The organism is Pseudomonas sp. B424, from assembly GCF_055408345.1.
This window is the reverse complement of sequence record NZ_JBUZTL010000006.1, coordinates 164,735-185,068: the sequence shown is the minus strand read 5'-3', so window position 1 is coordinate 185,068 and position 20,334 is coordinate 164,735. Positions and strand designations below refer to the sequence as shown.

General features: G+C 58.3%; 25 protein-coding genes and 1 tRNA gene. 18 read left to right on the top strand and 8 right to left on the bottom strand.

All coding sequences use genetic code 11. The features are described 5' to 3' along the window. The first annotated feature begins 26 nt into the window (after positions 1 to 26). From ACZRMS_RS10120 to ACZRMS_RS10075, 10 genes are all read left to right on the top strand, one after another. The gene (locus ACZRMS_RS10120; protein ID WP_463995221.1) at positions 27 to 713 is read left to right on the top strand and encodes a helix-turn-helix domain-containing protein; all 687 of its coding nucleotides are present in this window, start codon (positions 27 to 29) and stop codon (positions 711 to 713) included. A 386-nt stretch (positions 714 to 1,099) separates the two neighbouring features. Continuing rightward, a complete protein-coding gene (locus tag ACZRMS_RS10115; RefSeq protein ID WP_463995220.1) occupies positions 1,100 to 1,342 on the top strand; it encodes a hypothetical protein in 243 nt (80 codons plus the stop codon). Positions 1,343 to 1,383: 41 nt separating this feature from the next. Beyond that, positions 1,384 to 1,671 (top strand): hypothetical protein, encoded by a 288-nt coding sequence (locus ACZRMS_RS10110; protein ID WP_463995219.1) that lies wholly within the window; start codon positions 1,384 to 1,386, stop codon positions 1,669 to 1,671. Next, a complete protein-coding gene (locus tag ACZRMS_RS10105; RefSeq protein WP_463995218.1) occupies positions 1,668 to 1,931 on the top strand; it encodes a hypothetical protein in 264 nt (87 codons plus the stop codon). Before ACZRMS_RS10110 ends, ACZRMS_RS10105 begins: the two co-directional genes overlap by 4 nt. After that, entirely contained in the window at positions 1,898 to 2,032 is a 135-nt protein-coding gene (locus tag ACZRMS_RS10100) for a hypothetical protein (protein ID WP_463995217.1), read from the top strand. Before ACZRMS_RS10105 ends, ACZRMS_RS10100 begins: the two co-directional genes overlap by 34 nt. A gap of 122 nt (positions 2,033 to 2,154) precedes the next feature. After that, a complete protein-coding gene (locus ACZRMS_RS10095) occupies positions 2,155 to 2,958 on the top strand; it encodes a PD-(D/E)XK nuclease family protein (RefSeq protein ID WP_463995216.1) in 804 nt (267 codons plus the stop codon). 6 nt (positions 2,959 to 2,964) lie between these two features. After that, positions 2,965 to 3,174, top strand: a complete 210-nt coding sequence (locus ACZRMS_RS10090; protein WP_463995215.1) for a hypothetical protein — start codon at positions 2,965 to 2,967, stop codon at positions 3,172 to 3,174. A 20-nt stretch (positions 3,175 to 3,194) separates the two neighbouring features. Then, the gene (locus ACZRMS_RS10085) at positions 3,195 to 4,121 is read left to right on the top strand and encodes a hypothetical protein (protein WP_463995214.1); all 927 of its coding nucleotides are present in this window, start codon (positions 3,195 to 3,197) and stop codon (positions 4,119 to 4,121) included. Between the two features lie 5 nt (positions 4,122 to 4,126). Beyond that, positions 4,127 to 4,330 (top strand): hypothetical protein, encoded by a 204-nt coding sequence (locus ACZRMS_RS10080; RefSeq protein WP_463995213.1) that lies wholly within the window; start codon positions 4,127 to 4,129, stop codon positions 4,328 to 4,330. 40 nt (positions 4,331 to 4,370) lie between these two features. Further along, entirely contained in the window at positions 4,371 to 6,128 is a 1,758-nt protein-coding gene (locus ACZRMS_RS10075; protein WP_463995212.1) for an AAA family ATPase, read from the top strand. A 29-nt stretch (positions 6,129 to 6,157) separates the two neighbouring features. Here ACZRMS_RS10075 and ACZRMS_RS10070 read toward each other — a convergent pair whose 3' ends face one another. Next, the gene (locus ACZRMS_RS10070) at positions 6,158 to 6,817 is read right to left on the bottom strand and encodes a DUF2971 domain-containing protein (protein ID WP_463995211.1); all 660 of its coding nucleotides are present in this window, start codon (positions 6,815 to 6,817) and stop codon (positions 6,158 to 6,160) included. Between the two features lie 207 nt (positions 6,818 to 7,024). On the opposite strand from ACZRMS_RS10070, the gene ACZRMS_RS10065 reads away from it, so the two are divergent. Then, on the top strand, positions 7,025 to 7,270 hold the full coding sequence (locus ACZRMS_RS10065) for a helix-turn-helix transcriptional regulator (RefSeq protein WP_463995210.1): 246 nt from the start codon (positions 7,025 to 7,027) through the stop codon (positions 7,268 to 7,270). On the opposite strand, the gene ACZRMS_RS10060 is transcribed toward ACZRMS_RS10065, so the two are convergent. The 3 genes from ACZRMS_RS10060 to ACZRMS_RS10050 form a co-directional block, all read right to left on the bottom strand. After that, positions 7,267 to 8,244 (bottom strand): tyrosine-type recombinase/integrase, encoded by a 978-nt coding sequence (locus tag ACZRMS_RS10060; protein ID WP_463995209.1) that lies wholly within the window; start codon positions 8,242 to 8,244, stop codon positions 7,267 to 7,269. The genes ACZRMS_RS10065 and ACZRMS_RS10060 overlap by 4 nt on opposite strands. A 137-nt stretch (positions 8,245 to 8,381) precedes the next feature. Then, positions 8,382 to 8,455: transfer RNA gene (locus tag ACZRMS_RS10055), tRNA-Cys, on the bottom strand. Positions 8,456 to 8,648: 193 nt separating this feature from the next. Next, the gene (locus tag ACZRMS_RS10050; RefSeq protein ID WP_463995208.1) at positions 8,649 to 9,212 is read right to left on the bottom strand and encodes a helix-turn-helix domain-containing protein; all 564 of its coding nucleotides are present in this window, start codon (positions 9,210 to 9,212) and stop codon (positions 8,649 to 8,651) included. Positions 9,213 to 9,323: 111 nt separating this feature from the next. Here ACZRMS_RS10050 and ACZRMS_RS10045 point away from each other — a divergent pair, with 111 nt between their 5' ends. The 7 genes from ACZRMS_RS10045 to ACZRMS_RS10015 all read left to right on the top strand — a co-directional run bounded on the left by ACZRMS_RS10045 (position 9,324) and on the right by ACZRMS_RS10015 (position 16,501). Beyond that, positions 9,324 to 10,235, top strand: a complete 912-nt coding sequence (locus tag ACZRMS_RS10045) for a DMT family transporter (RefSeq protein WP_463995207.1) — start codon at positions 9,324 to 9,326, stop codon at positions 10,233 to 10,235. 181 nt (positions 10,236 to 10,416) lie between these two features. Next, positions 10,417 to 13,347, top strand: coding sequence for a monovalent cation/H+ antiporter subunit A (locus tag ACZRMS_RS10040; protein ID WP_463995206.1), 2,931 nt, complete (start codon positions 10,417 to 10,419; stop codon positions 13,345 to 13,347). After that, the gene (locus tag ACZRMS_RS10035; protein ID WP_003446102.1) at positions 13,347 to 13,691 is read left to right on the top strand and encodes a Na+/H+ antiporter subunit C; all 345 of its coding nucleotides are present in this window, start codon (positions 13,347 to 13,349) and stop codon (positions 13,689 to 13,691) included. Before ACZRMS_RS10040 ends, ACZRMS_RS10035 begins: the two co-directional genes overlap by 1 nt. Beyond that, positions 13,688 to 15,373: a monovalent cation/H+ antiporter subunit D gene (locus ACZRMS_RS10030; protein WP_463995205.1), complete on the top strand. Its 1,686-nt coding sequence runs from the start codon at positions 13,688 to 13,690 to the stop codon at positions 15,371 to 15,373. The genes ACZRMS_RS10035 and ACZRMS_RS10030 overlap by 4 nt, the downstream gene beginning before the upstream one ends. Then, on the top strand, positions 15,370 to 15,858 hold the full coding sequence (locus ACZRMS_RS10025) for a Na+/H+ antiporter subunit E (protein WP_463995204.1): 489 nt from the start codon (positions 15,370 to 15,372) through the stop codon (positions 15,856 to 15,858). Before ACZRMS_RS10030 ends, ACZRMS_RS10025 begins: the two co-directional genes overlap by 4 nt. Continuing rightward, the gene (locus ACZRMS_RS10020; RefSeq protein WP_048358261.1) at positions 15,855 to 16,133 is read left to right on the top strand and encodes a K+/H+ antiporter subunit F; all 279 of its coding nucleotides are present in this window, start codon (positions 15,855 to 15,857) and stop codon (positions 16,131 to 16,133) included. The genes ACZRMS_RS10025 and ACZRMS_RS10020 overlap by 4 nt, the downstream gene beginning before the upstream one ends. Continuing rightward, positions 16,130 to 16,501: a Na+/H+ antiporter subunit G gene (locus ACZRMS_RS10015; protein ID WP_463995203.1), complete on the top strand. Its 372-nt coding sequence runs from the start codon at positions 16,130 to 16,132 to the stop codon at positions 16,499 to 16,501. The genes ACZRMS_RS10020 and ACZRMS_RS10015 overlap by 4 nt, the downstream gene beginning before the upstream one ends. A gap of 134 nt (positions 16,502 to 16,635) precedes the next feature. Here the strand turns inward: ACZRMS_RS10015 and ACZRMS_RS10010 are convergent, their stop codons facing one another. The 4 genes from ACZRMS_RS10010 to tolQ all read right to left on the bottom strand — a co-directional run bounded on the left by ACZRMS_RS10010 (position 16,636) and on the right by tolQ (position 20,276). Then, positions 16,636 to 18,126, bottom strand: coding sequence for a DASS family sodium-coupled anion symporter (locus ACZRMS_RS10010; protein WP_463995202.1), 1,491 nt, complete (start codon positions 18,124 to 18,126; stop codon positions 16,636 to 16,638). A gap of 188 nt (positions 18,127 to 18,314) precedes the next feature. Beyond that, entirely contained in the window at positions 18,315 to 19,109 is a 795-nt protein-coding gene (locus ACZRMS_RS10005; RefSeq protein WP_463995201.1) for a TonB family protein, read from the bottom strand. Then, entirely contained in the window at positions 19,106 to 19,552 is a 447-nt protein-coding gene (tolR, locus tag ACZRMS_RS10000; RefSeq protein WP_463995200.1) for a protein TolR, read from the bottom strand. Before tolR ends, ACZRMS_RS10005 begins: the two co-directional genes overlap by 4 nt. A gap of 13 nt (positions 19,553 to 19,565) precedes the next feature. Next, positions 19,566 to 20,276, bottom strand: coding sequence for a protein TolQ (gene tolQ / locus ACZRMS_RS09995; protein WP_463995199.1), 711 nt, complete (start codon positions 20,274 to 20,276; stop codon positions 19,566 to 19,568). Positions 20,277 to 20,334: the final 58 nt, after the last annotated feature.

Genomic DNA, 20,334 nt, shown 5'->3' with positions numbered 1-20,334 from the left:
GTGCAGAGCCCCATGAGAATCAATGCATGGATATAGGAAAAGTCATACGAGACGCGCGCAAAGCCAAAGGCTGGACGCTCGACGAGCTATCAAGCCGGATCGAAACCGATTCCGGGAATCTTTCACGCCTCGAGCGCGGCAAGCAATTTGCCAGCAAAGAGCTGCTTAATAAAATCATGGCGGTCCTGGATCTTCAGCTGGTTCCCTCTCAAGACCCAACAACCGGCCTGAACGGCACAGCTTATCCTGCTGATGCCCGGGTAATCAGGGAAAGCCATGCCAATGTAGAAATGTCTGGAACATCATTTTCCAGACCAAAATTGTATCCATTAATTGACCCCAGCCAGGTCAAGGCATGGGCAGAATCGCCGGGTAACTTCAAACCGGACGATACGCACATGAGCCTTGAATCTACCGAAGAGGCTGGGGAGCGTGGATTCTGGATGGTTGTTAAAGGCGATTACATGGCCTGTAATGGCAATCCGAGCTTCCCAGAGGGGTCTTTAATACTGGTGAAGTCAGAGTCTGAGCCCGTCAGCGGCAAATACTATGTCGTAATACTTGAGAACGGCGAACAAACCTTTAAGCAGTATGTTGTGGATGCGGGCCACAAGTACCTGCGCCCTCTCAATTCAAATTACCGCACCATTGAGATAGACGACACGTGCACGTTTGTAGGCCGTGTAATCGATACGAAAATGACAGGTTTGTAACCCCTACCCTGTCTGAACGAGCCCGCCGAGTGCGGGCTTTTTTTCGTCCATCTCTTTTAAATTTGCGCTTGACGCAAATAAGAATATGCGCATAATGCAAATTATGAGAGTGCGCAACACGCAAATTTTCAGTGCTGCGCATACCTCTTCGCAATGAACAGGTTTAGCGAGGTCGAGCCTTGATCGACCCACGGGTAACCGCGACGCAAGTCGTGCCTCGACCCGGCCGGAGCAGCGTAGATCCGGGCCAGCGCCGCAAGGTAGATCTGGAATGAACATGAGTGCAGGTGGGGCATACCGCGACCTGCGAGAAGGACACATCGCTATCACCTACAGAAGCGTTCAGACAACCTGACGCCCGGGAGTCGCCTAACGAGGTACCTGCCATGAAATATGCAGCCGCCATCGCGCAGTTGGAAATACACGCTCGCAACTGCGAGCACAACGCCGCCATTCAAGAACACGAAGGTCAGCACAAGGACGCCGCCCACAACCGGGCAAATGCTGTCGAGTACCGTCAGGCCATCGATCTACTGAGGGCTTATGAACCGGGAGATCCCACCGGCATTTGCCACGGCACCCCCCGCAAGCCTGCATGGAACAGCCTTCCCAACAACCTTCTGCTCTGAGCAGAACCCCACAACTCATCGCCATTCCCTGGAGGTGAATCATGACTTACGAAGTAATTGTTGAAGCGTTCGTCCTCCAGGTTGAGGTAACGAGCTGCGAAAACACCCCGCCAAACCCTGATTGCTGTTACAGCGACTGGGACTTTTACGGCAGCCATGAACTGGAGTTCACCCTTGTGTCTGGCATCACCTACGACGCCGATGGCATACGGATGGATGCATCGGCCAGTGAGTTGGCCGAAGCGGGCGAACAATACGCCAGCCAGATCGAGGCCGAACTGTGGCGCCAGATCGAAACCAACCTGCAACGTAAACGGTGGGCAGCATGAGCCGCGCACGCAGCATTGCAGTCGGCATCATCAATCCACTCATTGATCAATTGCTCGCAGGCAACACATCCATTCAACTGCACGCCGAAACCAGTATGGCCCTGGAAATGGCCCATTCATTGGGCGCAATTGATCTTGATGAGTACACGGACTACGTGCTCCAGCTAAACCGTATCTATCAGCGCGAGCATGAAGAGTTCATGGCCAAAATGACGGGAGGTCGAGCATGTACATCATCGCCACCAACCGAAAACGATTGATTGAAGCCCTGCACCGTCAGGGCTTTTTTCTGGTCGCAGATCTGCCGCGCCGAATTCAGATCTTTAAGTGGCGCGGCCTGTTGATTGTGAGGTTGCCATGAACGACCGACAACACCAGCGCCGCCAGTACACCTGGCGCGGCGCCGCAATCGCCCTGCTCCTCTTCACCCTCTGGGTGCTGGCCAGCTCGTACGTCACCCAGCTCACACAATAGGCAAACATCATGTCCGTCATCTCTGTGAGGGCCTCATCGTGGGGTTCGCTGTTCGACTGCGCATTCAAGTTCGAGTGGGTTCAACTGCTGGGCCATCGTTCGCCCAGCAGCCCCCGTGCTCACCTCGGCACTTCACTCCACGCAGGCACCGCTGCGTTTGACTCTGCCCGCATCAACGGCAGCCACCTTACCGCCTACGAAACCGCTGAAATGTTCGTACATACGCTGCGGCACCCAGATTACGAGGTGGATTGGCGGGGCTCCGATATCAGCCTGGCTCAGGCCGAAGCCACTGGACTGAAGCTGCACACCACCTACTGCAACGAAATCAGCCCCCGCTACGAATTCGTCGCCGTTGAACGAACGACCACCCCGCTGGATATCGACTGCGGCGCCGGTGTCGTCATCCGCCTGACCGGCCAACTCGACCGCGCACGAATCTGCACAACCAGTGCAGGCAAAGGCATTGCCGATGTGAAGTCAGGTCGCGCAGCAGTGGCCAATGGCGTCGCCAAGACCAAAGGCCACGCCGCCCAGATCGGCACCTACGAAATTCTCGAAGAACACACCACCGGCGAAGCCTGCACGCTACCGGCCCACATTATCGGCCTGAAAACAGGCGGCAAGCCTGAAACCGGCATCGGTGAAATCCACGGAGCCAAGCGAGTGATGGTGGGCACCGAGGAGTTTCCCGGCCTGATCCAGATCGGCGCCGAAATGTTCCGCACCGGCCTGTTCCCGCCCAACCCGCAGAGTTTTCTGTGCAGCGCCAGGTATTGCGGGCGCTGGTCTACCTGCCCTTATCACGAGTAGCCGTCCATGAAGCATCAAGACATGTACATCCGCCTGGTCGACCCTGCTGGCAAACATCCCACACAGATCAATGCACGCCGCGTATGGGACCGCGAGCGGTTCTATCAGGCGCAGGTCAACTTTCACGCAAATCCGAACAGACAGGCCGAAGATCGCCGTTTCGTTTCCGTTGCTACCGAAATCGAATATCTCGAATCCCTGAAGGTGACGCCATGACACTGACCACTCTGGAGCAAATGCAAACCAGCGCAATAGCCAAACCCAAAAACACCGCGCCCATGTCCTTCCTGACCGGTGAAGGCTTTGACCAGCTGTTGCGCGTGTCCAATATGCTGAGCAGCTCGACCATGGTTCCGGTCGCCTACCGAAAATGGAAAGAGGTGAAACAGTTTGGCCAAGTAACCGGCTACGAGGAGAATACTGCCGCCATAGCCAACTGCGCGGTAGCGCTGAACATGGCCCAGCGAATGGGTGCCGACCCGCTGATGATCATGCAGAACCTGCATATCATCGAAGGCCGCCCCTCATGGTCCAGCCCATTTATCATCGCCTCAATCAACAGCTGCGGGCGCTATTCATCGCTGCGCTTCGAGCTTGGCGCCCCCGGCGAAGAAGTTGAAGTGCCCTATACCGCAACGGAATGGATCGATGGCGCCAACGGCAAAAGGCGGTCCAACGAAGTCACCAAAACCGTCAAGGTAAGGCATCAGACCTGCATGGCCTGGACGATTGAAAAGGAAACCGGCGAGCGCCTTGAATCACCGGTCGTCTCCATTCAAATGGCTATCGATGAAGGCTGGCTCACCAAGAAAGGCAGCAAGTGGCAGACGATCCCTGAACTGATGCTGCGCTACCGCTGCGCCAGCTTCTTCGGCCGCCTCTACGCACCAGAACTGCTGATGGGGTTGCAGTCCCGCGAGGAAATCGAGGACTACATCGACGCCAAACCGGATGGCGCCGGTAACTACGCCGTAAACCTGGCCGACCTGCAGGATCAAACCGCCCCGCCGATCCCGGATCAGGAGGATGCCAGTGTCTCTGACGCGGTAATTGTTACAGATACGCCCGAATCCGCAACTGATCAGCCAGCAGCAAAAACCAGAGCAAAACCCAAAGCCACTCAAACCGCTGCCGCCGATACCACCGGCCTCGACTTCGAATAACGCTCATGGGCACTCAATCCGTTGCCGAGATTTATGACCGTGTTGAGGAATTCACAGCCTTGCTGGTCGTGGCAGAGCTGATGGCCAGCGGTGAGTGGGAAGAACACTTCACCAGCGACCTGCGGGCCAATTTTCAACGGTATGGCCCGCACACCCTCCTCAGTGAAAAACAAAAACAAATCCTTGAGCGCATAGCCAGCCACAGCTGAGCATTCAATGGGCGCTCTCTATTCAAGTCTGGAGTAAGCCATGCGTATCGAAAGCATCTACGTCGAAAACTTCCAGGGCCTGCGTCACGCTAACCTTACCCTGTCCGCCCCCATCACCATGGTCTGCGGTCTGAATGGCGCCGGTAAATCCAGCCTGAAAGAGGCTGTAGGCTTGGCACTGGGCGAAGGCGCCCGAGTTGCCCACAAGAAAGACTACGGCCAACTGGTGACCGAAGGCCAAAAGAAGGCCCAGATCATCATCGGTCACGACGGAGTGGCCAGCAGCATCACCCTGCCCAATGGCAAAGCAGAACGAACCGATGTTGCAGGCCAAGAATACCTGCCCTATGTACTCAACCCCGATGCCTTCGCCAAACTCGACGACAAGTCTCGCCGCACCCTGTTGTTCACACTGACCAAATCAAGTGCAAAACCCGCTGTGGCCATTGAGATGCTCGCAGCCCGAGGCGCAGATCCCCTAAAAGTCGAGAAGATCAAACCCCTGCTGCTTAGTGGTTTCAACGCCGCCATGGAACAAGCCAAGACCTATGCGAGCGAAAGCCGGGGTGCGTGGAAAGCGCTTACAGGCGAGATATACGGCAGCGAAAAAGCTGAAGGCTGGATGGTCACCATCCCGGCGCTGGCTGAGGGTATCCCCGAGGTGACGCAGGACGACTTGATTCAGGCGCAGGCCGAGCATGCGCAAGCCATTGAGGAAATTGGCAAAGGCGACCAGTACCTCGGCGGTTTACGGGCCAAACGCGAAGCAAGCGACAACATGCTCGCCCGCAAAGCTGAACTTGAAGAGATCTACCTGCAACTCCATCGCCGCCAAACAAAGCTGGCCACAACCAACAGCGGGCTTGAGGAGTGGAAGGCCAGGATTGCCGAGGTTCAGCTGAAGGTTGAGGCCCACTCCGGCGAGGCCTCATGCAATTGCCCGGGTTGCGGCGTTAAATTGAAAATCGTGGGTAAGGCCCTTGAGCTGTTCAAAGGCAAGACCGCTGATCTCAACAAGCTGGCAGCAGCCGAGCTAGAGCTTCAAAAAGCTAACCATGCCTACAACCTATTGATGCGCACGCAAACCAACGACCTGAAGGCCGTGACCGAATCTGAGCAGGCAGGCCGCGATCTGGAAGCACTGACTGCATCAACTGGAGAACTGATTACAGATGCCATGATCCAACGTGTTGTGGATGCCATTCAGGGGCAACGTAACCTGCGGGATGCTGCCAGCGCCAAAGTTGAAGCCATGCGCGAACGTCTCGAACTGATCACCAGCGCTGAAGAAAAAGCTGCACAGGCAGCGCAGTGTCACGAAGACGTGAAGGCCTGGACGTTAATTACCGCTGCATTGGCGCCTGATGGCATCCCGGGCGAAATACTGACCGGGGCTTTGAAACCCATTAATGACAGCTTGGCCAGGTTGTCCGCTCTGGCGGGGTGGGCCGTTGTTTCAATCGGCGGTGACATGACCATTACCGCTGCAGGTCGACACTACAACCTGTTGTCGGAGTCGGAGCGGTGGCGTTGTGATGCGCTGATTGGGATCGCCATCGCCATTGCATCGGGGCTACGGCTGGTGGTGCTGGATCGATTTGATGTACTTATTACCGAGGCACGCTCTCAGTTTTTCGCATTGCTGTGTGTCTTGGCCAAATCTGGCGAGATCGAAACTGGTATTGTCTGCGGGTCTCTGAAAGAGAAACCTATCGAGTTGCCCACTGAACTCAGCGCTGTTTGGATTGAAAACAGTGTTGCTTACATTGAGGGGGCGTTACAGCGAACAAATGTATAACATAAGAGGCTACACGTCAGCATAAACACTCAAGGCCATAGCCTCTTATTTTTATTACGTACAATTTCAAACTCACCAAATCCTGGCCGTGCTTTAAAGATATCTACGCCTTTGGAAATATCACCCAGGGCGTGCAAAACTTGTCCTTTGGAGATTTCAGAATTACAACCAACGATCACCTCTGCCACTTGAAGTTTCGCATCTGCGAAAGATGCAAAATAAAGATCTTTCTCTCGCTCGGCAGCATCAAGACTTAGAATCATTCGTTCCTCCTGCTCGTAACCCCAATGGCTATGCTTCGTGATAAAAAAACTCATCAACCAACTCAGCTTTTTGTCCTCAGTGTCAACCATTGAAGGATCAAAACCCAATCTATAATCAGTATAATTTATAGAATGAAGATCTATATCTGGAACGTCAAAACCAATACAAATACCTTTATGTTTTTCTGCATAGTGCCCCCACTGCACTGGGCTTTTGTAAGAACGACTAAAGCAAAGAAAACCAAATCGCGAAGCACTTTCAGCTTTGAACTTTCTCATCGCACGCCTAATCTCAACATCTTTCATATTGTGCGCGATCAGCTCAAATGGATCATTAAGCTCCATTATTGTTGCAATTTTTAATCTCCTACGCGCTATATTAATCAGGCCGTAATATGCATCACAGAAATGGTAAACAATCGCCACACTTTTCCCCTTCTAAAACCATCGCCAACTTTCCCTTTAAATATACCGTCGAGGCACGTCTATGCCTATCACTTACGGAAGCATTTGCAGCGGCATCGAAGCTACAACAGCTGCCTGGCATCCGCTGGGCATGCACGCAATGTGGTACTCCGAGATAGAACCCTTCCTATATGTATCCCCACCAATCATTGGGGCTGGGAGCCTGCTATGGAACCAGAGATCATCCACATCCCTGAGCTGGCCAAGCTGCTGGGGCGTACTGAATCGTCTATTCGCAGCGCCCGGCAAGCTGGCGCGTATTGGTTGCCACCTTTTTTCAAGCAAGGAAATCGTATCTGCTGGCGGGTTACGACCGTGCGCAAATTTTTGCAGGAGTGCGAGGAAGGGCACCACACTCCAGTCAGGCCGGGCCGCAAGCGCCAGACACCGCCGAAGCTGTCCAAGGCTGGCTAACCAAGCTTGTCGGCCAATGCGTCAGGGCACAGGTGCGTATAGCGTTTAAGCATGCTCAATGTTTTGTGCCCGGTGATACTGGCCACTTCCATTATCGACAATCCCTTCTCGAAGAGTCGCGACGTCCCTTCATGGCGCATGTCGTGAAAGTGCAAATCGTCTACATTGGCCTCTCGGCATGCTCGCAAAAAATACTGGCTAACCGAATGCGGCGCCAAAGAAAACACACAACCATCAATTCTTGCCGGTAGCAATTCGATCAGCGCCCGGGCGCGAAGGGAAAGCGGCACCAATCGGCGAGTGCCATTTTTGGTGTCCTCCAACAGCGCATGCTTCCCCTTTACATGCTCACGGCGCAACGTTAAAAGCTCGCTGCGGCGCATGGCTGTCTCGATGGCCATCTCAATGACGACTGGCATCTCGCTGTGAATGACTGCAGCAGCTTTAAGGACGGCTTCCAGCTCTTTGCTTGTAGGTCTTCGATCGCGCTCACGACTGCCTTTAGGCATCCTCAGCTTTGCCACCGGGTTGCTCAGCCCTTCAATCCCCCAATCTTTTATTGCGACCGTATACAGGTGGCTAATCAGGGCAAGCGATAGCCGCACGGTATTGGTCGACATACCCTCGGCCAGGCGCGCATCCCTGTACTCAGCCAGATCAGCAGACCGCAGTTCCACCAGGGACTTCGAGCCGTACTTACTGTCGGACCACACCTTGATTCGAGTCTTCTCTTGCCGGGCGCCCTTCTTGTGTATGGAAACTTCCCTTTCATAGCGCTTCAGCGCTTGGGCAACAGTAGTACTTTCAGCTTCACGGATATCTACGAAACGCTTGCGCGAAATGTCACCTTCGATTTCAGTCGCCCAGCGCTGAGCTTCGGCTTTGGTATCAAACGAAGCTGAAAGAGAGGGGTAGCCTTTTTTGCGGATCTTGGCCCGCCATGTGCCGTTAGGGCGCTGTTCGAGGGTAGCCATGTTCGGCATTTTGCCGGGGCGTTTTGGGACATGCAAATTTTGTCAGTGTCCCAGAATTGTCCCAATTGCCCTCCCTCGCCACTAATCTTCAGGCAATAAAAAACCCCGTAGACGTTAATCTACGGGGCTTTCGAATGTGGAGGCCGAAGCCGGAATCGAACCGGCGTGGGCGGATTTGCAATCCGCTGCATAACCATTTTGCTATTCGGCCAATTGTCTTGAAATTTCAGTTGAAACATCAAAAACAAAAGTTTGCTGCTGCGATGTTATCGCTACAAGCATTTGATTCTTCAGCACTTCAGGTAGTTGCCCCCGGGCTGATGGCGCGCATTATGTACTAGAAGGTGGAAGCTGGCAACCCCCTGAATTCTAATAATTTTTAGTTATTTTCCCGCCCCCTGTTTTTAGATCACGACATTGCGCACAAACCGCAGTATTCCTTCCCCCTCGTTGCGGTAGGCATGAGGCCTGTTGCTGGCGTACATGTAAAACTCCCCCGCGCTAAAACGCAGCGCCTGGTCGTCTATCAGCAAGGTCAGGCAACCTTCGATCACGTACAGCTGCTCGCTCCAGCCCTCGGCATCTGCCTGGGAGTGGTATTGCTCGCCCGGTGCCAGGGTCCATTCCCACAGTTCAACTTCCCGCGAGGCGGTGGCCTTGGACAGCAGTACTGCTTTGCTCCCCACCTTCTCGCCCGTCCAGGCTACTTCGTTGATGCGGCTCGGGTCGGGTGAGCCCGGCGCCTGGATCAAGTCGCTGAACGCTACATTCAATGCCTCCGCCACCCGATCAAGGGTGCTCAGGCTGACGTTCTTTTCGCCCGCCTCTATGGCCACCAGCATTCGCCGACTCACGCCAGACAGTTCTGCCAAGGCACTCTGGCTCAGATGCGCCAACAACCTGAGGCGGCGCACGTTCTGGCTCACATGCTGTAAAACGGACGCACGTTGTGAATTTTCTTTGGGCACTATATTGCTCACCTTGTGGGGCTGCGCAGTATACTGCCCAGCTTTGACGCATTGTGCGTCTCCCCTCCTGTAACACGCAAGGTTGCGACGCCATTGAAATCTTTCAGCCTGATGTCTTTGACTTCCCGTTTCAGCAAAGCGGAATGCGTGCTGATCCTGATCACCATGGTGTGGGGCATCACCTTCTTGTTGGTGCAGCATGCGCTGACGGCCAGCGGGCCGATGTTTTTTGTGGGGCTGCGATTTGCCGCTGCGGCAATCATCGTCTCCCTGTTTTCAATGCGCAGCCTGCGCGGCATTACTCTGTTCGAGCTTAAGGCCGGGATGTTTATCGGGGTGTCGATCATGCTTGGCTATGGTTTGCAAACCATTGGGCTGCAGACCATCCCCAGCAGCCAGTCGGCCTTCATTACTGCGCTCTACGTGCCTTTTGTACCGTTACTGCAGTGGCTGGTGCTGGGGCGCCGGCCCGGGTTGATGCCCAGTCTGGGGATCATGCTGGCCTTTGCCGGGCTGATGCTGTTGTCCGGCCCTGGCGGTGCATCCCTGGATTTCAGCCCCGGCGAAATCGCCACGCTGATCAGTGCCATTGCCATAGCGGCTGAAATCATCCTGATCAGTGCCTACGCCGGCAAAGTCGATGTTCGCCGGGTCACCGTGGTGCAGTTGAGTACGGCTTCTATTCTGGCGTTTTTGATGATTGTGCCCACACAAGAAGCCATACCTGACTTTTCATGGCTATTGTTAGCCAGTGCGGTGGGCCTGGGTGCCGCGAGCGCGGTGATTCAGGTGGCCATGAACTGGGCCCAGAAAAGCGTTTCACCCACCCGCGCCACGCTTATTTACGCGGGCGAGCCGGTATGGGCCGGTATCGCAGGGCGTCTGGCCGGTGAGCGCCTGCCCGGTATCGCATTGCTGGGCGCGGTATTGATTGTTGCAGCGGTGATCGTGAGTGAGTTAAAAATCAAAGGCAAAAAGCGCGACGACCCCCAGGAAAAACAAGGGGATCAAGCCTGCGATTAATGCTGAAGATCTGAAAAGCAATACGAATAGTCTTACTCGCAAGCGGTTATACGAGAGGAGAACTGAAGGAAACCTTTACCGGTTATCGACAGACTTTGTAGGATTCAGCCACAGGTTCGCTGTTGGTGATCCGCAACTCGCCACGTATGATCGCTTACAAACTCCTGCAGATTAGAAGCCTATGTCCCTGATAGTTCTACTGCTTCTGCCCTTTGTCGGCAGCTGTCTGGCGGCTGTTTTGCCGCACAACGCCCGTAACAGTGAATCGTTGCTGGCCGGTCTGATTGCATTGATCGGTACAGTTCAAGTAGCCCTGCTCTATCCACAAATCGCCCATGGTGGGGTGATTCGTGAAGAGTTCATGTGGCTGCCCAGTCTCGGCTTGAATTTTGTCCTGCGCCTGGACGGGTTCGCCTGGCTGTTTTCGATCCTGGTGCTGGGCATCGGCACGCTGGTGTCGCTGTACGCCCGTTATTACATGTCACCCGAAGACCCGGTGCCGCGCTTCTTCGCCTTTTTTCTGGCGTTTATGGGCGCCATGCTCGGCCTGGTGCTGTCGGGCAATCTGATTCAGATCGTATTTTTCTGGGAGCTCACCAGCCTCTTTTCATTCTTGCTGATTGGTTATTGGCACCACCGCTCGGATGCCCGACGCGGCGCTTATATGGCGCTGATGGTCACGGGCGCCGGGGGGTTGTGCCTGCTGGCAGGGGTCATGCTGCTCGGCCATGTCGTCGGCAGCTATGATCTGGATGCAGTGCTGGCTGCCGGCGACAAGATTCGCGCCCACAGCCTGTATCCGATCCTGCTCCCGCTCATCCTGATCGGCGCTTTGAGCAAAAGTGCGCAATTCCCGTTTCACTTCTGGCTGCCCCACGCAATGGCGGCGCCCACCCCCGTATCGGCTTATTTGCACTCGGCGACCATGGTCAAGGCCGGGGTGTTTCTGCTTGCCCGCCTCTGGCCTTCGCTCTCGGGCAGTGAGGAGTGGTTCTGGATTGTCAGCGGCGCGGGGGCCTGCACCCTGGTGCTGGGCGCTTATTGCGCCATGTTCCAGAACGACCTCAAAGGCCTGCTGGCCTACTCCACCATCAGCCACCTGGGGCTGATCACCCTGCTGCTCGGCCTTAACAGCCCGCTGGCCGCGGTGGCTGCGGTGTTCCACATTCTGAACCATGCGACCTTCAAGGCCTCGCTGTTCATGGCCGCCGGCATCATCGACCACGAAAGCGGCACGCGGGATATCCGCAAGCTCAGCGGCCTGTTCAAGTTGATGCCCTATACCGCGACCCTGGCCATGGTGGCCAGTGCGTCCATGGCCGGGGTGCCGTTGCTCAACGGTTTCCTGTCCAAAGAGATGTTTTTCGCTGAGACGGTGTTTATCAATTCCACGGCCTGGGTCGAAATTGCCCTGCCGGTGGTCGCGACCATCGCCGGTACATTCAGCGTGGCTTATGCCCTGCGCTTTACCGTGGATGTGTTTTTCGGGCCGCCCGCAACCAACCTGCCCCATACCCCCCACGAGCCGCCACGCTGGATGCGCGCCCCGGTCGAGCTGCTGGTGTTTACCTGCCTGATGGTGGGCATATTCCCGGCACAAACCGTTGGCCCGTTGCTTGCCGCTGCCGCCCAGCCCGTGGTGGGGGGCGAGTTGCCCGAGTACAGCCTGGCCATCTGGCACGGTCTGAATGCGCCGATGATCATGAGCCTGATCGCCATGTCCGGCGGCATCGTGCTCTATGTACTGTTGCGCAAGCAGCTCAAGCTCGAGCGCTTCCCGCTGCCACCGCTGATCAAGTACTTCAATGGCAAGCGCTTCTTCGAGCGCAGCCTGGTGGTGATCATGCGCGGCGCACGGCGCATCGAGCGACGGATCAGTACCCAGCGCCTGCAAACCCAGCTGTTCCTGCTGGTGCTGGCGGCAGTGCTTGCCGGGTTGATCCCGCTGCTCTACAGCGGCCTGGGCTGGGGTGACCGGCCGAAAATTCCGGGCTCGATCGTGTTTGTGACCCTGTGGCTGATTGCGATGGCCTGCGCCCTGGGCGCCGCCTGGCAAGCCAAGTACCACCGTCTCGCAGCACTGACCATGGTCAGCGTATGCGGCCTGATGACCTGTGTGACCTTCGTCTGGTTCTCGGCCCCCGATCTGGCCCTGACCCAGCTGGCGGTTGAAGTCGTGACCACGGTGCTGATCCTGCTGGGCTTGCGCTGGCTGCCCCGGCGGATCGAAGAAGTCTCGCCATTGCCGGGTACCCTGCGCAAGGCGCGTATCCGTCGTCTGCGTGACTTGTTGCTGTCCACGGCGGTGGGGGGCGGCATGGCGATCCTGTCCTATGCCATGCTGACCCGCCAGACCCCCAACGACATTTCATCGTTCTACCTCAGCCGTGCCTTGCCTGAAGGCGGCGGCAGCAATGTGGTGAATGTGATGCTGGTGGACTTCCGGGGCTTTGACACCCTGGGTGAAATCACGGTTCTGGCAGCGGTGGCACTGACCGTGTTCGCCCTGCTGCGACGCTTCCGCCCGTCCAAAGAGAGCATGCAGCTGCCTTCCCAGCAGCGCCGTCTGGCCAAGGACGTGATGACCGATCTGGTCAACCCCCGCAGCGCCAGCGATACCGCACTGGGCTTTATGATGGTGCCCGCGGTGCTGGTGCGCTTGCTGCTGCCGATCGCCTTTGTGGTGTCGATGTACCTGTTCATGCGCGGGCACAACCAGCCGGGCGGAGGGTTCGTCGCCGGTCTGGTGATGAGTGTGGCGTTTATTCTGCAGTACATGGTTGCCGGCACGCAGTGGGTCGAAGCGCAAATGAGCCTGCGCCCCTTGCGCTGGATGGGCACCGGCCTGTTGTGCGCGACCCTGACCGGCCTTGGATCGATTGCAGTGGGCTATCCGTTCCTGACCACCCATACCGCCCACTTCAGCTTGCCGCTGCTGGGGGATATCCATGTGGCCAGCGCCCTGTTCTTCGATATCGGCGTTTATGCGGTCGTGGTCGGTGCCACCCTGCTGATCCTCACGGCACTGGCGCACCAGTCGGTCCGGGCCCATCGCCCGAGCAACCAGCTGGCCCCGCAACCTGCCCGTCAAACCAAAGAAGGAGCCGCCTGATGGAAGAAGTCATCGCTATCGCTATCGGGGTTCTGGCCGCATCGGGTACCTGGCTGGTTCTGCGCCCGCGAACCTTCCAGGTGGTCATGGGCCTGTGCCTGCTGTCGTACGGGGTCAACCTGTTCATTTTCAGCATGGGCAGCCTGTTTATCGGCAAGGAGCCGGTGATCAAGGACGGCGTGCCCCAGGACTTGCTCAACTACACAGACCCGCTGCCCCAGGCGCTGGTACTCACCGCCATCGTCATCAGTTTTGCCATGACCGCACTGTTTCTGGTGGTCTTGCTGGCCTCTCGGGGCCTGACCGGTACCGACCACGTTGATGGCCGGGAGCCTAAAGAATGAATTTGATGCCGCATCTGATCGTTGCGCCCATTCTGTTACCGCTGCTGACTGCGGCCATCATGCTGTTGCTGGGGGAAAAACACCGCCCGCTCAAAGCCCGGCTCAATCTGATCTCCACCCTGATCGGCCTGGGCATCTCGGTGCTGTTGCTGCTATGGACTTGCCAGCAGGCTATCCCGGCCTCAATCGGGGTATACCTGCCCAGTAATTGGCAAGTGCCATTCGGGATTGCTTTGGTGGTTGATCACCTGAGCGCCCTGATGCTGGTGCTGACCGGCATCATCGCCAGCTGCGCCCTGATGTTCGCCATGGCCCGCTGGGACCGCGCCGGGGCCAGCTTCCACGCGTTGTTCCAGATCCAGCTGATGGGCCTGTACGGGGCCTTCCTGACCGCCGACCTGTTCAACCTGTTCGTGTTTTTCGAAGTGCTGCTGGCCGCCTCCTACGGCCTGATGCTCCACGGCTCGGGCAAGGCCCGGGTGTCGGCGGGGCTGCATTACATTTCGATCAACCTGCTGGCCTCATCGTTGTTCCTGATCGGCGCGGCCTTGATTTACGGGGTGACCGGCACGCTGAACATGGCCGACCTGGCACTCAAGATCCCCCTGGTGCCCGAGGCTGATCGCGGCCTGCTGCATGCAGGCGCGGCCATTCTGGCAATTGCGTTCCTGGCCAAGGCCGGGATGTGGCCCCTGAACTTCTGGCTGGTGCCGGCCTACTCCTCGGCCAGTGCACCGGTGGCGGCCCTGTTCGCGATCATGACCAAGGTCGGGATCTACACCGTGCTGCGCTTGTGGACCCTGTTGTTCTCCGGGCAGGCCGGAGCGTCGGCGTACTTTGCCGGCGACTGGCTGATCTACGGCGGCATGGCGACCATCGTCTGTGCCGCGATTGCGATCCTTGCCGCCCAGCGCCTGGAGCGCATGGCCAGCCTGAGCATTCTGGTGTCCGCCGGCATTCTGCTGTCGGCCGTGGGGTTTGCCCAACCCAACCTGACCGCCGCCGCGCTGTTCTACCTGATCAGTTCCACCCTGGCCCTGAGTGCACTGTTCCTGCTGGCCGAGCTGATCGAGCGTTCGCGCTCCTCTGCCGATCTGGTGCTTGAAGACGATGCCGAGCCCCAACCCAGCCTTGCCGAGTCTTCCACCCCACCCCGTGGCACCAACCTGGACGACGAGCAAAAGGTAGTGGTCGGGCAGATCATTCCCTGGACCATGGCCTTTCTGGGGCTGAGCTTTATCGCCTGCGCCCTGTTGATCATCGGCATGCCGCCGCTGTCCGGGTTTATCGGCAAACTCAGCCTGCTCAACGCCCTGCTCAACCCGATGGGCCTGGGCAATGCGACTGACGAGCCGATTTCAACGGCAGCCTGGAGCCTTTTGGCGCTGTTGATTCTGTCGGGGCTAGCCTCGTTGATTGCCTTTTCGCGCATGGGTATCCAGCGCTTCTGGACGCCCCTGGAGCGTGAATCCCCGATACTGCGCCGCATCGAGTGCCTGCCCATCGTGCTGCTGCTGGGGCTGTGTGTGGTACTGACATTCAAGGCCGAGCCGGTGTTGCGTTACACCCAGGCCGCTGCCGATACCCTGAACAACCCTGAGCGCTACGTCATGGCCGTAATCGGCACCCGCCCGGTACCGAGCCCCGAAGCCAGGACGGCAACACCGGAGGTGCAGCCATGAAGCGTCTGTTTCCCGCGCCCTGGCTGTCACTCGCGCTGTGGGTGCTGTGGTTGTTGCTCAACCTTTCGCTGAGTGCCGGCAACCTGCTGCTGGGCGCCGCGCTGGCCATTGTGGCACCGCTGATGTTCGCGCCGTTGCGGCCATTGCCGGTGCGCATCCGGCGCCCGGGGGTGATTCTCAAACTGTTCTTCCTGGTCGGCCGCGACGTGGTGGCTTCTAATATCGCCGTGGCCTGGGGTGTGCTCAGGGCCGGCACGAACCCGCCTCGCTCCCGGTTCATCAAGATCCCCCTGGACTTGCGTGACGCCAATGGCCTGGCCGCCCTGTCGATGATCACCACCGTGGTGCCCGGCACCATCTGGTCGGAACTGGCGCTGGACCGTAGCGTCCTGTTGTTGCACGTGTTCGATCTGGACGACGAGGCGCAGTTTATCGAGCACTTCAAAACCGCCTACGAACGCCCATTGATGGAGATCTTTGAATGAGTGCCCTGCTCACCAATGCCATCCTGCTCAGCCTGTTTATCTTCAGCCTGGCCATGGTCCTGACCGTGATTCGCCTGTTCAAGGGCCCGTCGGCCCAGGACCGGGTCCTGGCGCTGGACTACCTGTACATCCTGGCCATGTTGATGATGCTGGTGCTGGGCATCCGCTATGCCAGTGACACTTACTTTGAAGGCGCGCTGCTGATTGCTCTGTTTGGCTTTGTCGGCTCTTTTGCGCTGGCCAAATTCCTGCTGCGTGGCGAGGTGATCGAATGAATTCCCTCAGCGAGTTGTCGCTCTGGATCGAAATACCGGTGGCCGTGCTGCTGGTGCTCAGCAGCCTGTTTGCCCTGTGCGGTGCTGTCGGGCTGTTGCGCCTCAAGGATTTTTTTCAGCGCATGCACCCGCCGGCCCTGGCGTCGACCATTGGTGCGTGGGGGGTGGCGCTGGCGTCGATCCTGTACTTTTCCGCACTGAAATCGACCCCGGTGCTGCACGCCTGGCTGATGCCGATTCTGCTGTCCATCACCGTACCGGTGACCACCTTGCTGCTGGCCCGGACCTCGCTGTTCCGCAAGCGCATGGCGGGCGAAGACGTACCGGCAGAAGTCAGCAGCGAGGGCGGCAGCGAGAGCGGCAACTAGCGTCATAGAGACGCTTGTTAGCGGTCAAGCACCCCTGTGGGAGCGAACCTGCTCGCGAATGATCTTCGCGAGCAGGTTCGCTCCCACAGTTGAGTCATCTTTGTACATCCACAGCTACTGCGGTTAGCGGCTTTTTACATCCAGCCCAGCCAGCTCCAGTACGTTGCGCCGAACAGCAGCATCAGCAAGTACCCCACAGCGGTAACGATCAGCCCGACCTTGGCAAACTGCTTGGCAGTGAAGGTCTGGGTGCCCAGGCACACCATGTTCTGCGGTGCGTTGATCGGCAGGATGAACCCGTAGCTGACCACAAACCCCAGCAACATGGTCATGCCCAGGCGGTTGAATTCACCCGGCAAGGTTTGCAGCACCGCGATCAGAATCGGCAACAGCGCCGAGGTCAACGCGGTGGCACTGGCAAACCCCAGGTGAATCAAAATCAGGAACGCCCCCAGAATCGCAAAGATCCCCAGCGGCCCGACCTGATCCAGTCCAGTGTTCTGCACCACCTGCGCCCCCAGCCATTGCCCGGCCTGGGTGGTCAGCAACGCCGTGCCCAGGCTGATCCCGACCCCGAACACAATCACCGTGCCCCACGGGATACGTGACTGCACGTCTTTCCAGGTCATGACGCCAAAGCGCGGCAACAGCAAGAAGACCAATCCGGCATAGGTCGTGGAGGTGGTGTCAAAGTTGTGCAGCTTGCCTTCAGTGGCCCACGCCAGCAGCAAGGCTATCGAAACCCCCATCAGGCGTTTCTGCGGCCCGGTCATGGGGCCCAGTTCCGCCAGGGACTTTTCCACCGCCTCTTTGCCGCCGGGGATGCTGTCGCTTTCCGGCGGCAGCATTTTGAGCACTACAAACAGCAACACCGCCGACATGATGATGGCCCACGGCGCACCGGCGATCAGCCAGTCGAGCCAGTTCACGCGGGCGCCGAGCATCTTGTCCATAAAGCCCACGGTCAGCAGGTTTTGCGCAGCCGCCGTTTGAATCCCTACGTTCCAGATACTGGTGCCCTGGGCCACGACAATCATGATCCCGGCGGCGATGTTGGAGCGTTTGTCCACGCCAAACGCCATGATCACGCCCATCATGATCGGCACCACGCAGGCACTGCGGGCCGTGGCGCTGGGCACCACCAGGCTCAGGAGGATGGTGACCGCAATCGCCCCCAGCAGGATGCGCCGGGTGCTGGTACCGATACGCGACAGCGTGACCAAAGCAATGCGCCGGTCCAGACCGGTATGGGTCATGGCGGCGGCAATAAACAGCGCGCCCGCCACCAGCGCCAGTGCGGCATTGGAAAAGCCGGTCAGGGCCATGGTGATACCGGCGGACGTGCCGTAGAGCTTTGACGGGTCTGCCAGGGTCGGCGCCATGCCGATCAAAAACGCCATCAAGGACGTAATCATGATTGCGCTGGCTTCGTACGACACCGCTTCGGTGATCCACACCACCACGGCAAATGCCAGGATCGCCAGCATGCGATGGCCGGCCACCGGCAAGTCGGCAGGCAATGGCAACAGCAAAATGCCGATCATCACCAGGACTGCAATCACCAGGCCTATGGGGAGTTTCGCTTTTGCCGTAGCAGGCGTCGGGGTGGTTGCAGGCGCATTCATGGCCAGTTCCTTATGCTGAAAACCCGTGGAGCATAGGCCAAGGATGCACGAAGGATGTTGATACTCGTCAGGTGAGCGGCAAACCCTGTGGGAGCGGGCTTGCTGGCGACACAGGCGCCTCGGTCTTTCAGTTAATGCGCGTCGCTGCCATCGCGAGCAAGCCCGCTCCCACAGGGTTGTGCCTACCGCTACTGGATCTTGTAGTGAAATGTGTTGCGCACTCCCGGTACGGTCACGGCCTGACCGTCGACCATCCGTGGTTGATAACGGAATGTCGCTGCCGCCACGAGTGACGGCCGGATAAAGGCCGGGTGGCAGCTGCCCACCACTTTGGGATTGTCGACCTTGCCCTGAGGCGTCACCGAATACTCCACCGTGCAATCACCCTCAATGCCTTTGTCCAGTGCCCGCTGCGGGTAGTCCGGAGCTTGTTTGCTGATGGGCAGGTATTGGCGCACCTGCGCTGCCGCAGCTGCCTGTTGCGCTCGTCTGGCGTTATCCGCAGCCACACGGGCCTGCTGCGCCGAAACTTCGGCCAGCGCTTGCTGACGCTGGGACTCCAGTTGCTCGGCACGATGGCGAGCGGCTTTGTCTTGCTCCAACTGCACCTGCTTTTGTTCGGCTACCCGTTTACGCGCCAGCGCTGCCTGCTCCAGCTTGCGCGCCTGTATCTGCGGATCAACCGTGGGCTTGACCACCTCGGGTTTTGCCTCCACCACCGGCGCCGGGGCGGCCACCGGCAGCGGTTCTGGCGCCGGCGGCGCCGCAACCGGTTCGGCGGGCAACATCACCAGCCGGGTTTTCAGGGTCGAGGGCGCCGGCTCTGTCAGCGGTTGCTCCATGCTCCAGCCCAGCACCAAAAAGGCCACCACGGCGCTGTGCAGGGCGATGGTCACCGTCAGGGCCTGGCTGTTGCGCCACAACCGGGACCAGGGCAAGGGCCGGGCTTGCAGCAACGGGCCATGCATCAGCGCGGCACTCATTGCGGGGCCTCGGTCACCAGCCCCAGATTAGTCACGCCACCTTGCTGCAAGGCGGCCATGGCCTTGACCACACTGCCGTAACCGGCCTCATTGTCGGCCCGGATATACACCTGGGTGTCGCCGTTTTGCGCCACCACCTCGCCGACCTTGGCCTGCAGCTCTTCAAGGCTCACGGCGCTGTCGGTCTGGTTTTTGGTGTCCAGTTCGCTGCCCAGGTTCCAGTAATAGCCCCCCTCGGCCTTGACCGACAGGGTCAGGATTTTTTGCTGACTGTCATTGACCAGGGCTTCGCTGGCGACTTTGGGCAGCTCAATCTTCACGCCCTGGGTCAGCATCGGCGCCGTCACCATAAAGATCACCAGCAGCACCAGCATCACGTCGATGTAAGGCACTACGTTCATTTCGGCCTTGGGCCCGTGTTTGCGCTGTGGTCGAGTTAGCATGTTGAACTCCCTTTCAAGCGACGGCAGACATGTTCCGCGCACCGGCGTGCAGGTTGCGGTACAGGCGCATCTGCACCTCGTTGCCCAGGCTGTAATAACGGGTCAGCAAAGTCTGGCCACGGGCCGAGAAGCGGTTATAGGCAATCACCGCAGGAATCGCGGCAAACAGGCCAATGGCGGTTGCAATCAGGGCTTCGGCAATGCCCGGGGCCACGGTGGACAGGGTCGCCTGCTGCACCTGGGACAGGCCGATAAAGGAATTCATGATCCCCCACACGGTGCCGAACAGGCCGATATAGGGGCTGACCGAACCCACGGTGGCCAGAAACTGCAGGCCTTTTTCCAGACGGATCTCCTGCTCGCTGATGGCCACATACAGCGCCCGCTCAACCCCTTGCATCACGCCCTCGGCATCTACCCCCGGCTGTTGCTTGAGCTGGGCGTACTCACTGTAGGCAGCCGCAAATACCTGCTCGGCGCCAGCATCTTCCTGGCTGGCATCACGGCTTTCGCGGTACAGCGCATTGAGTTCACCCTGGGCCCGCAGGCGCCGGGCGAAGCTGTCCATGTCGCGCTCGCTGCGGCGCAAAATGGCGCTGCGCCGCACAATCAAAAACCAGCTCAACAGCGAGGCCGCCAACAGGATCAGCATCACGCCTTTGACCAGCAGACTCGCGTCGCTGATCAGGCCCCAAATAGTCATGTGTTCCATGGTTGCGTGCATAGTGCTGCTCCTGCCGGGGGTTATTGGCCAGCGGTTAAAGGATTGAAAAGGATTCAGA

Coding starts and splice junctions, on each gene's coding strand:
- ACZRMS_RS10120 (WP_463995221.1), top strand. CDS start 27: ATGGATATAGGAAAAGTCATACGAGACGCGCGCAAAGCCAAAGGCTGG.
- ACZRMS_RS10115 (WP_463995220.1), top strand. CDS start 1,100: ATGAAATATGCAGCCGCCATCGCGCAGTTGGAAATACACGCTCGCAAC.
- ACZRMS_RS10110 (WP_463995219.1), top strand. CDS start 1,384: ATGACTTACGAAGTAATTGTTGAAGCGTTCGTCCTCCAGGTTGAGGTA.
- ACZRMS_RS10105 (WP_463995218.1), top strand. CDS start 1,668: ATGAGCCGCGCACGCAGCATTGCAGTCGGCATCATCAATCCACTCATT.
- ACZRMS_RS10100 (WP_463995217.1), top strand. CDS start 1,898: ATGTACATCATCGCCACCAACCGAAAACGATTGATTGAAGCCCTGCAC.
- ACZRMS_RS10095 (WP_463995216.1), top strand. CDS start 2,155: ATGTCCGTCATCTCTGTGAGGGCCTCATCGTGGGGTTCGCTGTTCGAC.
- ACZRMS_RS10090 (WP_463995215.1), top strand. CDS start 2,965: ATGAAGCATCAAGACATGTACATCCGCCTGGTCGACCCTGCTGGCAAA.
- ACZRMS_RS10085 (WP_463995214.1), top strand. CDS start 3,195: ATGCAAACCAGCGCAATAGCCAAACCCAAAAACACCGCGCCCATGTCC.
- ACZRMS_RS10080 (WP_463995213.1), top strand. CDS start 4,127: ATGGGCACTCAATCCGTTGCCGAGATTTATGACCGTGTTGAGGAATTC.
- ACZRMS_RS10075 (WP_463995212.1), top strand. CDS start 4,371: ATGCGTATCGAAAGCATCTACGTCGAAAACTTCCAGGGCCTGCGTCAC.
- ACZRMS_RS10065 (WP_463995210.1), top strand. CDS start 7,025: ATGGAACCAGAGATCATCCACATCCCTGAGCTGGCCAAGCTGCTGGGG.
- ACZRMS_RS10060 (WP_463995209.1), bottom strand. CDS start 8,244: ATGGCTACCCTCGAACAGCGCCCTAACGGCACATGGCGGGCCAAGATC.
- ACZRMS_RS10045 (WP_463995207.1), top strand. CDS start 9,324: ATGTCTTTGACTTCCCGTTTCAGCAAAGCGGAATGCGTGCTGATCCTG.
- ACZRMS_RS10040 (WP_463995206.1), top strand. CDS start 10,417: ATGTCCCTGATAGTTCTACTGCTTCTGCCCTTTGTCGGCAGCTGTCTG.
- ACZRMS_RS10035 (WP_003446102.1), top strand. CDS start 13,347: ATGGAAGAAGTCATCGCTATCGCTATCGGGGTTCTGGCCGCATCGGGT.
- ACZRMS_RS10030 (WP_463995205.1), top strand. CDS start 13,688: ATGAATTTGATGCCGCATCTGATCGTTGCGCCCATTCTGTTACCGCTG.
- ACZRMS_RS10025 (WP_463995204.1), top strand. CDS start 15,370: ATGAAGCGTCTGTTTCCCGCGCCCTGGCTGTCACTCGCGCTGTGGGTG.
- ACZRMS_RS10020 (WP_048358261.1), top strand. CDS start 15,855: ATGAGTGCCCTGCTCACCAATGCCATCCTGCTCAGCCTGTTTATCTTC.
- ACZRMS_RS10015 (WP_463995203.1), top strand. CDS start 16,130: ATGAATTCCCTCAGCGAGTTGTCGCTCTGGATCGAAATACCGGTGGCC.
- ACZRMS_RS10010 (WP_463995202.1), bottom strand. CDS start 18,126: ATGAATGCGCCTGCAACCACCCCGACGCCTGCTACGGCAAAAGCGAAA.
- ACZRMS_RS10005 (WP_463995201.1), bottom strand. CDS start 19,109: ATGAGTGCCGCGCTGATGCATGGCCCGTTGCTGCAAGCCCGGCCCTTG.
- tolR (WP_463995200.1), bottom strand. CDS start 19,552: ATGCTAACTCGACCACAGCGCAAACACGGGCCCAAGGCCGAAATGAAC.
- tolQ (WP_463995199.1), bottom strand. CDS start 20,276: ATGCACGCAACCATGGAACACATGACTATTTGGGGCCTGATCAGCGAC.